Annotated in this window: 13 protein-coding genes; 5 read left to right on the top strand and 8 right to left on the bottom strand. The window is 43.2% G+C overall.

Going from position 1 to position 15557, the window contains the following annotated elements:
- Window positions 1–51 precede the first annotated feature (51 nt).
- Both HWE15_RS02035 and HWE15_RS02030 read right to left on the bottom strand, forming a co-directional pair.
- Window positions 52–1335, bottom strand: a complete 1284-nt coding sequence (locus tag HWE15_RS02035; RefSeq protein ID WP_290505828.1) for an amidohydrolase — start codon at window positions 1333–1335, stop codon at window positions 52–54.
- A gap of 119 nt (window positions 1336–1454) precedes the next feature.
- Complete coding sequence (locus HWE15_RS02030; protein ID WP_290505827.1) at window positions 1455–2744, bottom strand: amidohydrolase; 1290 nt, start codon at window positions 2742–2744, stop codon at window positions 1455–1457.
- Between the two features lie 131 nt (window positions 2745–2875).
- Here HWE15_RS02030 and HWE15_RS02025 point away from each other — a divergent pair, with 131 nt between their 5' ends.
- The 5 genes from HWE15_RS02025 (at window position 2876) to dnaN (ending at window position 8561) form a co-directional block, all read left to right on the top strand.
- Window positions 2876–3574 carry an SDR family oxidoreductase gene (locus tag HWE15_RS02025; RefSeq protein WP_290505826.1) on the top strand — a complete coding sequence of 233 codons (699 nt, stop codon included), beginning with the start codon at window positions 2876–2878 and terminating at the stop codon, window positions 3572–3574.
- Between the two features lie 343 nt (window positions 3575–3917).
- Window positions 3918–4823 (top strand): gliding motility-associated ABC transporter ATP-binding subunit GldA, encoded by a 906-nt coding sequence (gene gldA / locus HWE15_RS02020; protein ID WP_290505825.1) that lies wholly within the window; start codon window positions 3918–3920, stop codon window positions 4821–4823.
- The gene (gene gldF / locus HWE15_RS02015) at window positions 4820–5539 is read left to right on the top strand and encodes a gliding motility-associated ABC transporter permease subunit GldF (RefSeq protein WP_290505824.1); all 720 of its coding nucleotides are present in this window, start codon (window positions 4820–4822) and stop codon (window positions 5537–5539) included. Before gldA ends, gldF begins: the two co-directional genes overlap by 4 nt.
- Complete coding sequence (gldG, locus tag HWE15_RS02010; protein WP_290505823.1) at window positions 5536–7212, top strand: gliding motility-associated ABC transporter substrate-binding protein GldG; 1677 nt, start codon at window positions 5536–5538, stop codon at window positions 7210–7212. Before gldF ends, gldG begins: the two co-directional genes overlap by 4 nt.
- Window positions 7213–7436: 224 nt before the next feature.
- Window positions 7437–8561, top strand: a complete 1125-nt coding sequence (gene dnaN, locus HWE15_RS02005) for a DNA polymerase III subunit beta (protein WP_290505822.1) — start codon at window positions 7437–7439, stop codon at window positions 8559–8561.
- Window positions 8562–8646: 85 nt separating this feature from the next.
- On the opposite strand, the gene HWE15_RS02000 is transcribed toward dnaN, so the two are convergent.
- The 6 genes from HWE15_RS02000 to HWE15_RS01975 all read right to left on the bottom strand — a co-directional run bounded on the left by HWE15_RS02000 (window position 8647) and on the right by HWE15_RS01975 (window position 15498).
- Window positions 8647–8889: a VF530 family protein gene (locus tag HWE15_RS02000; protein ID WP_290505821.1), complete on the bottom strand. Its 243-nt coding sequence runs from the start codon at window positions 8887–8889 to the stop codon at window positions 8647–8649.
- A 48-nt stretch (window positions 8890–8937) separates the two neighbouring features.
- Complete coding sequence (locus HWE15_RS01995; protein ID WP_290505820.1) at window positions 8938–10356, bottom strand: trypsin-like peptidase domain-containing protein; 1419 nt, start codon at window positions 10354–10356, stop codon at window positions 8938–8940.
- Between the two features lie 58 nt (window positions 10357–10414).
- On the bottom strand, window positions 10415–10801 hold the full coding sequence (locus HWE15_RS01990; protein ID WP_290505819.1) for a VOC family protein: 387 nt from the start codon (window positions 10799–10801) through the stop codon (window positions 10415–10417).
- A 168-nt stretch (window positions 10802–10969) separates the two neighbouring features.
- Complete coding sequence (locus HWE15_RS01985) at window positions 10970–12781, bottom strand: serine hydrolase (RefSeq protein ID WP_290505818.1); 1812 nt, start codon at window positions 12779–12781, stop codon at window positions 10970–10972.
- A 95-nt stretch (window positions 12782–12876) separates the two neighbouring features.
- Window positions 12877–13824, bottom strand: coding sequence for a sugar phosphate isomerase/epimerase (locus tag HWE15_RS01980; protein WP_290505817.1), 948 nt, complete (start codon window positions 13822–13824; stop codon window positions 12877–12879).
- Between the two features lie 159 nt (window positions 13825–13983).
- Window positions 13984–15498 (bottom strand): Gfo/Idh/MocA family oxidoreductase, encoded by a 1515-nt coding sequence (locus tag HWE15_RS01975; protein ID WP_290505816.1) that lies wholly within the window; start codon window positions 15496–15498, stop codon window positions 13984–13986.
- Window positions 15499–15557 lie beyond the last annotated feature (59 nt).

Genomic DNA, 15557 nt, shown 5'->3' with positions numbered 1-15557 from the left:
AGGGCTTAAAGTGACAAACTGGACTTATAAGACAGCCTTTTTTAATAGGGATTATTTCATCCCCATGTAATCCACGACGAAGTAGCTCAAGGCCTTGACTCCTAATTTGAATCCACTTTCATCCAGATAAAAATCCGGTGTATGGTGAGAAGGAGTTGTCAAGGGATCTCCCCCTTTTTTCATACCTCCCAAGAAAATGAAGAACCCTGGTTTTTCGCGTTGAAAAAAGCTAAAGTCTTCCGCTCCGGTAACGGGAGGCATGGCAATCACATTTTCTTTGCCTGCTGCTGATTGGATAGAAGGCAGCATTTGAGCGGTGAGTTCAGGATCGTTAACTGTTGAAGGGTATAGTTTGCCAATTTCAACATCAGCTTTTGCCCCTGCACTTTCGGCGATATTGGTTGCGATTTCTGTGATTCGCTCGTGAACCAAAGCTTGTTGCTCATCACCAAATGTTCGGATGGTCCCAATCATTTCCACTTTTTCAGGAATGATATTCTGACGAATTCCTCCGTGAATTGCACCAACAGTGACCACGGCAGGGTTTTCTGTTACATTAACCGAACGGGAAAGGATAGTCTGCAGCCCCGTTACAATTTGAGCCGAGGTAACAATAGGGTCTACCCCAGACCAAGGAGAAGCTCCATGCGCTTGGGTTCCATGTACGGTAATGCTTAGATTATCCACTGCTGCCAAAGCGGGTCCTGAGCGGTACCCTATTTTTCCAGCTTCAATTTGAGACCAAATGTGAAGGCCGAAAATTGCATCTACATCTTCCATGACACCTTCTTTAACCATCAACTCAGCCCCAGCAATATCCACGTCGTAAACCCCTTCCTCTGCAGGTTGGAATATAAACTTAACGGATCCTTCAAGCTGGTCTTTCATCCCGGCCAATACCTCTGCAGCTCCCATTAAGATCGCTACATGAGAGTCATGCCCACAGGCATGCATTACGCCCGTTTCTTGGCCATTGTAAACAGCCGTATTTACTGATTTAAATGGAAGGTCATTCCGTTCCGTTACTGGAAGGGCATCCATATCAGCTCTTAGGGCCACCATGGGGCCCGGCTTCCCACCCTTCAGTACACCTACAACACCTGTAACGGCTACATTTTCAGTCACTTCCATTCCCAGAGAACGCAGGTGATCTGCGATGATTTTTGCAGTTCTGAATTCCTGATTCCCTAATTCGGGGTATTTATGGAAATCCCGTCTCCATTCAATGACTTTGGCTTCAATCGCATCAGCTTGCTGGTCGATTTTAGGGCGAAGATTGGATTGGGAAAATGCTGTACCGGACAGCAATAAAAGGGGGATAATAAACTTTTTCATGGGAGATAATTTGCTTATCGGCTAAGATAGCAAAATCAAAACGGCTATGTCTTCGAAAAATCCAAAAAATAAAACCCGACCTCTTGAAAGGTCGGGTCTTTTAATCGAATTTCTTGAATTTACTTCATGCCAATGTAATCCACGACAAAGTAGCTCATTACTCGTAGACCAAGGATAAAACCACTTTCATCCAAATAGAAATCAGGGGTATGGTGAGAAGGGGTTTTGGTAGGGTCACCGCCTTTTTTCATGCCTCCCAATCCAATAAATAGTCCAGGTTTTTCACGTTGGTAAAAACTGAAATCCTCGGCGCCTGTAACTGGTGGGTTGACACGGATGTGGTCTTTCCCGGCTGCTGCTTCTAAGGTGGGGACCATTTTGGCAGTTAATTCAGGATCATTGACGGTGGAAGGATAGAGCTTTTGGATATTTACCTCGGCACGTGCTCCGGCACTTTCGGCGATGTTGGTAGCGATTTCTGTGATTCGTTTGTGAACCAAAGCCTGTTGTTCATCTCCAAATGTTCGGATAGTACCAATCATTTCTACTTTTTCAGGGATAATATTTTGCCGAATTCCGCCATGAATTGCCCCAATAGTCACTACAGCCGGATTTTGAGTGATATTAACGCTTCTTGATAGGATGGTTTGTAAGCCAGTCACAATTTGAGAAGCCGTCACAATAGGATCTACTCCTGACCAAGGAGAAGCTCCATGGGCTTGTGTACCGTGAACGATAATTTCCAAATTGTCTACGGCAGCTTGAGCTGGTCCAGGTCGATAACCAATAGTTCCAACTTCTGTTTGGGCTGAGATATGTAATCCGAAGATAGCGTCTACATCTTCCATGACTCCTTCTTCGACCATTTGCTTGGCCCCCCAAGTAGTTACTCCGGGCTCATTGATTGCCTCTTCTGCTGGTTGGAAGATGAACTTGACATCGCCTTCCAGCTCGTCCTTCATGCTGGCCAAGATTTCAGCAACACCCATTAAGATGGCGACATGACTATCGTGCCCACAGGCATGCATGACGCCGGTTTCCTGTCCATTGTAGGTTGTTGTGACTGTTGATTTAAAGGGTAGATCTACTCGTTCTGTCACCGGTAAGGCGTCCATATCTGCCCGAAGTGCCACAGTTGGACCGGGTTTTCCGCCTTTGAGATAACCTACTACGCCTGTTACGGCAACTTTTTCGGTCACTTCAATTCCTAAAGAGCGAAGATGATCTGCGATTTTCTTTGCGGTACGGAATTCCTGATTTCCCAATTCTGGGTTTTGGTGAATATCTCTTCTCCACTCGATGACTTTGGATTCGATTTCGGTAGCTTTCTGATCGATTGCGGGGCGAAGGTTTGATTGCCCAAAGCTTAGTCCACTGATTAGAAATAATGGGAGTATTAATTTTTTCATGCGAAAATTTGGTTGGTGATGGAAAGGCAATTTATCCATTTCGGGACACAAAAACGGGACATTTTTGAAAATTGAGTATAATTCGAACCAAATGGCTTAAAACTGCTTTTTAAAATAAATCATCAAGAATTATGGAATTAAAAGATAAAGTAGCAATCGTAACAGGAGTAAGTAAGGGAATTGGATTGGAAGTGGTGAAAACCCTTTTGGATAAAGGTGTAATTGTGGCTGGCTGGGGAAGAAATAAACCAGAACTAGCACACTCCAATTTTCACTTTTTCACCTGTGATGTAGCGAATGAAGAGTCTGTTGAAGAGGCTTTTCAGGCGACACAAGCCAAATTGGGAACTGATATCCGAATTTTAATCAATAATGCAGGCTTTGGTGTCGCTGGACCTACGGAGACATTTTCTTCCGAAGATTGGAAGGCCATGTTTGATACCAATGTGCACGGGATTTTCTACACGACCAAGCGCTTGATCCCTGCCATGAAGGCGGCCGATGAGGGACATATCATCAATGTGGCTTCCATTGCTGGATTAAATGGGGTGAATCAGTTTGCGGGGTATGTCGGAACCAAACATGCTGTCAGGGGGATTTCCCATTCATTGTACATGGAACTTCGAGATTTCGGAATCAAGGTATCTACCATCTATCCGGGATCTGTGCAGACCCATTTCTTTGACGAAATTCCGGGAATGCAAGCCCATGAAAATATGATGCGACCAGAAGATGTGGCGATGACCATTGTCCAAACTTTGGAAACACATCCAAACTATTTCGTAGCGGATGTAGAATGTAGACCACTGAGACCGAGAGGGAAGAAGTGATCAGTTACCAGTAAGGAGAGGACAGTAGTCAGTTAGTAGCCTCTATCTGTTAAGGCCTAAAAAACGTTTGAGCTATTGAGTCAATTCGAGATTATTTAAATTTTCTTGTTTGTCAGGCTGAGCGGAGTCGAAGCCTACGGTTTATTCGGGATTCATCAAAAAATCAAAAAAGACCTCGACTCCGCTCGGTCTGACATTTTCCAAAATGCAATAAGACTCCACCTGAAAACTCCCTACCGAACCCTTGCCTTTCCCCGCTCATTCCCTATTTTTGCCTTAGACCTTTCGACCGGGTTTTTACCCTTGCCATGCGGGTGAACTCCCGGTCGGTCTTTTGTAGCCTATGTCCTTAGAAGTCTCTCAACTCTGTAAAAATTTTGGTTCTCAAAAAGCGCTGGATGGGGTGACTTTTTCTGCGAAGCCAGGGAGGATTTTGGGATTTTTGGGGCCAAATGGTGCCGGTAAATCCACCACCATGAAAATCATAACAGGCTACCTCCAAGCGGATTCCGGACAGGTGAATATTCATGGGATCGATGCACTTGCAAACCCAAAACAAGTAAGCCCCTTGATTGGCTACCTACCAGAAAAGAATCCCCTCTATTCGGACATGTATGTGAAGGAGTTCTTATCCTTTTCCGGAGGATTGTATGGGCTATCAGGTAAGCTGCTGAAAACCCGTTTGGGAGAAATGCTTGAGAAAACAGGTTTGCTCCCCGAACAGCACAAGAAGATTGGTCAACTTTCAAAAGGATATCAACAGCGGGTGGGACTTGCCAAAGCTTTGATTCATGACCCAAAAGTTTTGATTTTAGATGAGCCGACAACGGGTTTGGACCCTAATCAATTGGCTGATATTCGAGGGTTAATTCGGGAAATTGCAAAAGACAAAACCTTGATTCTTTCCACGCACATCATGCAAGAGGTGGAGGCAATTTGTCAGGATGTGGTTTTGATTTCGAAGGGACAAATTAAGGCTGCCGATTCTTTAGAAAATTTCCAACAGCAAGGAACAGGACATCAGCTTATTGTGGAAACAGAGGAAAGCCTGGAATTAGCTTGGTTCGAAGGCTTCCCGGAGGTTTCATTTGGTCCAAAAGGAAATACACAGGTGATTATCCAAACATCTGAAGTTGGAGATACCCGAAAAGTGATTATGAGGGTTATTCAGCAAAAGGAATTGAATCTTCTTTCGCTAAATCAAGGGAAAAAGAGTTTGGAAGAGCTATTTAGACAATACACTCAATGAAGAGTCTGATCTTGAAAGAAATCAATGCTTTTTTAGGCAGCCTGCTGGGCTATCTAATCTTGGCTTTGTTTCTTGTTGCCTTGGGCTTGATTGTGTGGGTATTCCCTCAAAGCAGTGTATTGGATTATGGCTATGCAGACTTAGAACCGCTTTTTACCTACACGCCTTATGTTTTTACGTTTTTGATTCCAGCACTTTCTATGCGTGCCATTGCGGAAGAGAGACGTAATCATACCTGGGAATTACTGAGGACCTCTCCCTTAAGTTTAGTCCAAATTGTCATAGCGAAATACATGGCTTTATTGATTCTGATATGTATCGCTGTGTTGCCGACCCTTCTCTACTTCTACAGCGTGTATCAGCTTGGGGATCCTGTTGGGAACCTGGATCAAGCTGGATTCTTTGGAAGTTGGATTGGGTTGATTTTGTTGGGCGCTGTATTTGGAGCGGTTGGAATTTTTTCCTCTGCTTTGACTACCCAACAAGTAGTGGCTTTTGTTCTGGGGGTCTTTTTATGTTTTGTCCTATACTTTGGATTTTCTGCAGCTTCAGATTTGGGATTAGGTACTTGGGCCTATTGGATTGAAGAACTCAGCTTGAGTTTTCATTACATCAATCTGAGTAGGGGGGTCATCGATTCCACGGACATCTTTTTCTATTTGGGGATGATCTGGTTGTTTTTAGGAGGAGCTGTTTTGGTTTTGAGAAATAAATGAGCGGAAAAAACAAACATATCGGCCGGCATGTAGGAGTTTTGATTTTCGGCTTGCTGATTTTTTTGGCCTTGAGTGCTTTTTTACGATTCCGAATTGACCTCACTGAAGACAAGCGCTATTCACTCCATCCAGCAACGGAAGAGGTGTTGGAGGAAGTTCAAGAGCCGATTCATGTGGATATTTTATTAGTGGGTGATGACATGCCTGCTGGGATGCGCCGTTTGCAACGGTCTATTGAAGAAACTATCCGAACCTTTGATGCTTATTCGGATCAAAAAATCAGTTTTTCTTACTTGGATCCCTTAAGCTTGCCTGAAGAAGAACAAGAAGAATTTATCCTTCAGCTCAATGATTACGGAATCAATCCTACCAGTTTGATGGTCAATCAGACAGGAGGTCAGCAAACCAAATTGATTTTTCCCGGCATCTTGGTATACAATGAAGAGTTTGAAACAGGAGCTCTGATTCTCAAAGGAGAAAAGGGAATGGGGCAGGAGGAAATTTTAAATCAGTCCATTGAGAATTTGGAGTTTGAGCTGAGCAACGCCATTCGCAAACTTACTAACCCGGGTTCTGGTGCGATTGCCATGATTATGGGCCATGGGGAAATGAAAGAGGATGATGGCTATGGATTAGTAGAAGCCCTAGATGGAGATTTTGAGCTATTTAAAGTTCCTTTGGAGCAGGCTCGATCCGTGGAGGACCTGATTAATTTTGAATTGATTTTCATCCAAGGACCCCAAGAAAGTTATTCCGAGCGAGAAGTGTACTTGCTGGATCAATACGTGATGCGAGGGGGAAATTTGGTCGTGCTGGCTGATGGGGTGCAGGTGGATGTGAATCAGGCAGGAGGAGAGGGTACTCTGGCAATTCCCATGGAAAATGGCTTGGAAAATTTACTCTTTAAATATGGAATCCGAATCAACAAAGATTTGATCCAAGATCTAAATTTCGGCTATTTTCCGGTTATGGGTGGCAATTTCGGGAACCAAGAACAATTGGTTCCATTACCGTGGCCTTTTTACGTTCAGGCTTCCCGCATGCAGCAACATCCCATTACCAAAGGATTGGATGTGGTCAATTTCCGTTTTGTCAGCAGTTTGGATACGGTCATGGCAAAAGGCATTACAAAAACCCCACTTATATTTTCATCGGATTTTACCAGGATTTTGCCTGCACCTGCACGGGTCGCTTTCCGGGATATGGAAATGGAACCTAATGTGGCTGATTTTCCTTTGCGAAATCTTCCTTTGGTCTATTTGCTGGAAGGTGAGTTTACTTCCCTTTTCAAAAACAGGTTTTTACCTGAAGGATTTGAGCAGGCCGATTTTAAAGAAAGTGGAAAAGGGAAAGTGGTCGTTATCGGGGATGGAGAAGTTTTCCAAAGCCAAGTGGATTTTCAATCTGGATCTCCCTTGAATTTGGGTGAGGATCCTTTTAATCAGGTTGTTTTTGCAAATCGAATTTTCTTAAGAAATCTGGTTCAATACCTGCAAAACCCTGAAGGAATTATTGCCAGTAGAACTCGAACCTTTCAAATCCGTCCCCTCAACCGCGTGAAGATTGTAGAGCAAAAAAGTTTTTGGCAGTTGGTGAATGTGGGATTGCCAGTTGCTTTGCTCTTGCTTTTGGGTAGTGGTGTTTCCTTTTGGAGAAAGAAAAAATATTCTTGAAAAAATCTGGCTTTAAAAGAGCCGAAAAAACCATAATTTATTTTGAGAAGCGGGCTATTCCTCCCGTGTTAAATCGATTTTATTTATAAATTTACCCCCATTCCAAAAAGTAATCTTTAAATAAGCCCTACGATATGGAATCGAGCATGAAGAAGGGAATCACAAGAAGGAATGATGATTGAGCATGCGAGATTACATATGATCTTTGAAAAAAATTATAGCATATGAAATTTATTGTTTCTTCTTCCGCGCTTTTGAAGCAGCTTTCGGCCATCAATGGTGTCGTAACTACCAATCCGGTAGTACCTATTCTTGAAAATTTTCTATTTGAAATTAAGGATTCGGTCTTGACTATTACGGCTTCGGATCTTCAAACATCCATGATTACCGAAATCCATGTAGAGGCCAAAGAAGATGGGAACATTGCTGTTCCAGCTCGGATCTTGATAGATACCTTGAAAAATCTACCCGAGCAGCCAGTTACTTTTAGCATCGATCATGATACCTATGCAGTTGAAATCAGCTCTGATAATGGCCGTTATCGTTTAGCCGGTGAAAATGCGACTGATTTTCCTAAAATTCCTACGGTGAACAATCCAACTTCTGTGGATATGTCTACGGAAGTGTTGGCAAGCGCGATTTCTAATACCATTTTTGCAACCAGTTCGGATGAACTTCGTCCTGCCATGACCGGGGTTTACATCAACTTGAGTGATACCAACACCACCTTCGTGGCTACTGATGGTCATCGATTGGTTCGTTACCGAAGAGTGGATGTGGCTTCATCCAGTCCTGCCAGCTTGATCATTCCTCGGAAGGCTTTGAACTTACTGAAGTCTACCCTTCCTTCTGAGAATATCTCCGTGACGGTGGAATTCAACCAGTCCAATGCCTATTTCAAGTTTGGTCAAATCAAAATGATTTGCCGTTTGATTGATGAGCGATTCCCTGATTATGAGAATGTGATTCCGGTGGACAATCCAAACATCATGACCATCGATCGTCAGGATTTGTTAAGTTCACTTCGTCGTATCGCTATTTACGCAAATAAAACCACGCATCAGGTTCGATTGAAATTGACTGGTTCAGAGTTATTGATCTCTGCAGAAGACTTGGATTTCTCCAATGAGGCGAATGAGCGTCTATCCTGTGAGCATGATGGAGAGGATATCGAAATCGGATTCAATGCTAAATTCCTGGTGGAAATGCTCAGCAACTTGAACTCTAAGGAAGTAAGCTTGAAGTTCTCTGCTCCAAACAGAGCCGGATTGATTCTTCCAGCAGAGCAGGATGAAAATGAGGATATCCTAATGCTCGTGATGCCAGTAATGTTGAATAACTACGTATAATTTTAACCACTTATATCCTAGAAAGCCTGAGTCCTTGATTCAGGCTTTTTTGTTGATTGATGGATATCCTTTGAGGTTTAGTAGGTTATTTTTTCGTATCCCTCAACATCTTCAGATACAAACCTTCTACTCGCTCTCTGGCCCAAGGGGTTTTTCTAAGAAATTTTAGGCTGGACTTGATCGATGGATCATGGGTAAAGCAACGAATTGTGATCCGCTCCCCTAGTTCTTCCCAGCCATAATTTGCGACTAATTGCTCCAGCATTGTGTCGAGGCGAATGCCATGAAGTGGATTGTTGGGTTGAACGTTTTCAGGTTTAGTCGACACGAGTTTTTCAAATTAAAATTTTGATCAGGTACAGGGAGTCAAAAGTTATTACTCTTTCAAAGATTCTGGAGCAGATTCAAGCTCAGGATCCACTTGAAAATAACCAATGACCCCACTCATACACTCTAGGAGGATGTTTTTACCTTTGTTCTTATCTAATATTTTTTGAAGATCATCTAGTGTACGCACTTCCTGGTCATTGGCTTTGATTATCAATTCGCCTAATGGCCATTCCATTTCGTCAGCTTGGGTGCCTTGATGGATGTGGGTGACCACCAGCATGGGTTTTTCCTCATCAAGAATTTTCAACATTTCGATCTGGGCATAAGGATCTACTTCCTGGATAGCCTGAATAATCTCAAAACTCAAGGGTTGAATAACCATCCCAAAAATCTCCAAATACTTCCGCTCGCTTAGAATTGGATTGGAGATGATTCCTAATTCAGGATTGGGCATTGCCTTAGCTTTAGTTTTTTTGACTTTCCCATCCCTCAAATAGCCGATCTCTACTTCCTCTCCGATCGGAACAAGCTTCATGACATCAAAGATATTTTTGTGACGATAAAGTCCCTCTTTTCCGATCACGATGCCATGTCTATCAAATTCGACTTGATTAATGGAAAGAATTACATCCTTGGATTGAATTTTTGCTGCTTCCAGAAAACTATTTCTCAATACCTTAGAAACAATGACTCCTTTAGCACTTTTTTGCTTTAGAAATGGATTAAAGTTTTCTGAATTCTTCTGCAGTTTTCCCCCTAGACCGGCAAACTGTGGTTCATTCAGTAGGAGAAGGTTTTTGATAATGATCTTGATAAAACTTGAAGGAGTAATGAATCCGATATTTTCCGCATCGACGATGACGGCAGTATTTAGTCCCACGACCTCTCCATCCTGATTGATGCTGGGCCCTCCGGAATTACCTGGATTAATAGCCGCATTAGTAACAAACCGTTCGGTGGTAAATTCTGATCCCGAAATAAAATTCGTGATTTCACCCCCTGTGATATTTGGTTCGATCATTCCCAAAGGGTAGCCAATCGCCTTGATTACTTCTCCTCGGGGAGGGTTCGCTCCCCTTTGAAGTACTAAATATTCGATTGGTTGGATTGCCAATTTTTTGAATCTTTCAAGCTCCTCTTTGGTCAGTTTGATCAGAGCTACATCAGGTTCAAGTTGTTTTACCAATCCGACTACTTCGGTTTCGAAGCGTTCCTCACTTGTCAGCATGGAGCTAATCTCAATCTTTACGGCATTTCTCACCACATGGGCATTGGTCACGATGTAACCTTCTAGTTCTTTGTGCTTTACAAAAAAACCTGAGCCTGACCATATACCTGGGATTTTGATAGATGGATTTAAAACGGACTGAATATCTTCTTCCAAATAGCCTTCCACATGAATCTGAACGACCCCACTCATCATTTGTCGGGCGATATCGCTGATTTTATTTTTTGATTTTGGCATCATTTCAAAATGAAAAGTTATAAGGATAGAAGTTAAAAATTATTTGGCTTTAAAACTCTTAATTTGGTTCTATTAGATCCCATAAGTTGCCATATAGGTCTTTAAAAACCGAGACGATTCCATAGGATTCTTGGCTAGGCGTCCGGATGAATTCTACTCCTTTGGAGAGGTATTTTGCATAGTCCCGATAAAAATCATCAGTATAAAGGAAGAGAAAAACCCGTCCTCCCGCTTGGAAGCCGATTTGTTTTTCCTGTGTCTCATTTGCTGCCTTGGCCAAAAGCAAGTGACAAGTTGAACCTGGGGGAGCTACCCTGACCCATCGTTTAGTTTCGCTAAGAGGGGTGTCTTCCAGAAGTTCGAAATTCAGAACTTGAGTGTAATATTGGATAGCTTCGTCGTAGTCTCTGACTAGGAGAGAGAGTTGTCCGAGTTGTTGGTTCATTATTAAAGATATTTACTTTCTCTCTTTTTGCCAGAAAGAAAGTGATGAGATGTTTCTCGAGCTCTCCTACTTCTCCAAAGGCTACAAATTTTAATCTGAGCTAAAAAAAAATCCTGCTTTCGGAAAAGCAGGATAATAAACCGGTAATGCTATTTCAGCTTTCTGATTTCATTCTTGTGACTTATTCTTCCTCTCCCCTCGAAACGTCCCATTGGGTTGAATAAAGCTCACAGCAATGATCTCCCCATCTTTTTCCTCAAACTTCAATTTAAAACCATCCAATGCTTTGAAACTGAACTCGTGGTTTCCAACTGGAATCTGCTCATATTCCGTTTGTCCGGGTACAAAAACAAATAATTTATCTTCCTTGACATAAATTTTCACCTCTTGCACTCCCATCAGAAGATAAGCGCCTTCATATTTTTTTAGCTCCTCTACGGAGATTGCTACCTCCTTAGGAGTCCTCTTAAATTCAATTGGATCCAATGCCGGTTCGAATGCAGCCTGTAAACCAGAAATATCACCCGTTAAATTGCTTACAAACTGAAATTTGAAAGGGTTTTCTCTATTTGGTTTTCCTTGATAGATCAAGATCATATCGAACACATCGTAATGTTTATGCTCTAAAAATCCCCCTAATAAGCCTGTTTGAACAAATAGGGTGTCATTTTTAAGTTCTACCTCCATTGTCCCATAGCCAGGATGATTATAGGAACCTATGTACTCGATCAGATTGTGTGATGGGCGGGTATTGGTGATTTTGGTTGAATCAGTTTGAGATTTGGCCTTGGCCTGAGCTTCTTTGGCTTCTTCTAATCGCTTTACTGCTTCACCCAACCAGTCTGAGGGCTCCAGATTGAGCATCCGGTCAGCTACCATATTTCTAACGACTCCTGGTAAGGAAGAGCCGTTTTGATTGGTCAAGACCATAATGCCCAAGCTGTCGGTAGGGAAGAAGGAAGCCGAGGCTGAAAAGCCGTCAATATTTCCGCCGTGCTCCGCCCGATAGTGTCCCCGATAGGAAGACAAAAACCAGCCATAGCCATAATTTGAAAAATGTGCATCAGGGTGTTCCTTGGTTGGAGAACCATCAGAAACCACCATATGTGAACTCATCGCTTCTTTGACGTAGCCTATGGGAATGATCTCTTCACCTTTAAATTTCCCTCCGTTAATCCAAGTAATGAGCCAATTCGACATCTCGGTGACGCTTGAGTTGATCGCTCCAGCTGGACCCATAGCAGCAATGTCATAATAATCCATCCGGGTAGTTTCTCCTTCTAAATCCACCGAATAACCAAAGGATTTATCAGCATCTTTTTCCAAGTCGGAAATCGTAAAGTTACTTCTAGTCATACCCAACTTGTCAAAAAAGAACTCCTGTACATTCTCTTCCCAGCTTTTGCCGTTGAGTCTGGCGCCGATTTCTCCTTGGAGAAAAAACATCCAGTTGTTGTAATACCATCGTTGTCGAAGGCCAGTGAAAGGCTCATGATGAGCAATTCGTTTGATTAATTCCTCCTTCGAATTTGATGGAAACATAAACCAAGCAAAATCGTGTCTCGGCAAACCGGTCCGATGTGCCATCAAGTCTTTTACGATGATCTGCTCGTTCATCCAAGGTTCGGCAAAGCGCAGTTCAGGGATGTATTTGCCAGGTCGTTCATCAAAACCAATTTTTTCTTCATTGCGGAGGACACCCAAAACAGCAGAAGTAAAGGCTTTGGAGGTTGATCCAATGGCAAAAAGGGTATTTTCCGTCACTGGAATCTGATTTTCCAAATCTTTGTAGCCAAAGCCCTTTGCATAGACAATTTGATCCTTTTGTACAATGGCTATTGCAAAGCCCGGAGCTTTTAAAGCCACTCGGGCATTTTCAAGTTCGGTATCCAAAGTCTTGAATACATCTGATTTTTTCTGGGAAAAGGTGGGGCTTACAAAAAAGCTGAAAAGGAGAAGGGAGAGAATGATTCGCCGCATGATAATTTATTTAGGATAAGCAATAATAAAAGATTGCCCCAAAAAGTTATAAGCTTAGTTGGGGCAGATTTTAATAATTAGGAGTTTACTTGGGCTTAGGCTTCATTTTCCAAAGTTCTTCTTACCTGATCCAGGTTGACTCGAACTTCTTCAATGGTTTCCCATTCGCGGCCTCGCTCTCCATGCTCTATTCCCACATACCCGTGGTAGTTGTGAGCAAGAACGATTTTCATCATTCGGGTATAGTCCAGCCCGGTTTCATGACCTTGATCATCCCATACCTTTGGCTTAAGGCTGACTCCTTTTGCCATGGGCATCAGTTCGTCTACACCTCGATAGGAATCATAGCTAAGAATTTGATCTCCATCCCGATTCATTACAAAGTTGCCAAAATCAGGTAAGGTACCAGCCCGGGGATGTGCAGTTTGTCTAATCAATTCCGCAAGCCATTTGCCGTTGGAAGAGTAGCCTCCGTGGTTTTCGATAATTACATTGATGTCAAAATCATCCGCAAACTCACAAATTCTTCGTAGCGTAGAACTACAGATATCGATGGCTTCCTGCTCCAATTTAGGGTCTTGACTAAATGGAACTGCAGTGTAGGCATTGATTCGAATGGAGTGACAGCCCAGGAATTTGGCAGCTTCTACCCATTTTTTGTGATTTTCCACGGTTTTTTGTCGCTCCTCGGGGGTCGCAGCACCTAACTGGCCTTCCCGATCCACCATGATCAGTACATTGGTGACGCCCTCCCCATCGGAGCGGGTTTTCATCTCTTGAAGGTAGGCTCTGTCCTGGGCCTTGTCCATAAAAAACTGATTGACATATTCCACTGCATCAATGCCATGTTTTTTGGTCTCGATAGCAAAGTCAAGATTGTCCATTTTCCCTCCGAAAAGGAGCGGGTTCAAAGACCACTGAGCCAGGGAAATCTTGAAAATGGGATCGGCCTTAGTTTTAGATAGTGCAAATTCAGGGATTCCCAGCCCAAGCGCAGCAGCTGCCAGGCCGGAGGTTTTGAGAAAAGTTCTTCGGTTAGTCATAGGATTTTTGGGTTAATGCTAAAAGAGTTAATGGTTGTGATAATCTAAGTTAATGATTTTGAGGGATATTGCTTTGTTGTGTTTATCATTCTCCCTTCCTGATCTGTGGAATGGGGCAGGAATACTATGCCTACTGCCCACTGTATACTGCTTACTGAATCAAATCTCCCAACCAGCTCGATACTCCCTGGTCAGCAGCTTATTCGCTTCTTCATCATTGGTGATTTTGACTAGGTTGGCATCGAATTCTACTTTTTTTCCTGCTCTCAGGGCAACAGCGCCAAGGTTGATCGTATCGGTAATGCATTGAGCACGGGTAAAGCTACCGGGAGTCTGTCGCTTTTCCAGCATGGCATCAACCCATTGATCGGTTTTGCGATCCACTTCACGGGAGTTGATGCGCTCGGAATCGCGGTCTGCCATCATCTTTGATTCTGGTAAAAGAACGGGGTTTTCTCCCCGGAATCCTCCCAAAATTTTTCCTTTCGTGCCCACAATCAACAAGCCCTCTTCTGGAGTGTCTTTGCCATCCATTTCCAGTTCTTCCGGAGCAAAAGGCTTCATGCCTCCATCATACCAGAAAAGGTCAAAAGCTGGTAAGGTTTCCTGCTGAGGAAACTTCCATTTGATCATGCAACTGGCAGGGAAAGCTACATCATTCTTGACCCATTGATAGACTTGATTTACTTCTTCACGGGTGGTAGTTCCAAATGCTTTTGCAGAAATAGGACTGCGGTCAATTCCCAAGGTTTCAAAAAGCGGAAACAGACTGTAATGTCCCATATCGGCTACCGATCCACCACCGAATTCATACCAGCCGCGGAAGACATTGTGCGTGTAGTTTTTGTGATAAGGCATATCAGGCACAGGTCCTAGCCAAAGATCCCAATTTAAGCCTTCTGGGATGGGTTGAGTAGGTTCAGGTCTTTTGGTCCATTGTTGCCATACAGGTCGGTAAGACCAGTTGTGGATCTCCTGAAGTTCGCCTATCAATCCCGAATCCATCCAAGCTTTGATCTGCCGGTATTCGGGACGGTCGGACCAAGCTAGGAGATGGGAAACCAATCCTGAATCTTTGGCTTTTTGAATGACTTTTCTTCCTTCTAAAAGCCGATTGGCAATAGGTTTATGGGTAACCACGTGCATTTTTCCATCCATAGCTGCCAAAGCAATCGGCGCATGTGTATGGTCGGGGGTCATGATTTTGACGGCATCTATCCCGCTTTCCTTTGCAAAAAGCTCCCGGTAGTCCTCGTAGCTTGCGCAACCTTTATAGGTACCTGAAGCGTTATTTTTTGCGTAGTATTTTTCAACGTATTCTTTTCCGATATCGCGACCTCCTGGGATTCCGGGTTTGCCTTCCCACCAAGAATCGTCTCCAATTGTTCTTCGGATATCATTTCGAATACCATAAGGGGACCAATCGATGTAATCGGTTGAGAATTTGTTGACGTCGCAGACCGCTACCACTCTCACTTTGGGATTTTGCAAAAGGCTACTCATTTCCCGTAGCCCTTGCGTACCGCAACCGATGTTTGCTACAGTCAATTGGTCTGAGGGAGGAATTTTTCCCAAACCTGCGATGACATTGGAAGGAACGATGGTAAATGAAGCCGCAAAGGTGGCAGCAGAAGCCAGAAAATCCCGGCGGTTGAGGTGATCCGATTTAAACATGATTTAGGTTTTTTGGGTTTGAAATGGAATTTAAGAATTTCAAGCTAAAAAGGAGAACC

The organism is Algoriphagus sp., assembly GCF_013373065.1.
GTDB lineage: Bacteria > Bacteroidota > Bacteroidia > Cytophagales > Cyclobacteriaceae > Algoriphagus.
Note: the sequence above shows the minus strand (reverse complement) of the source record. Positions and strands in the feature narration are given on the sequence as shown.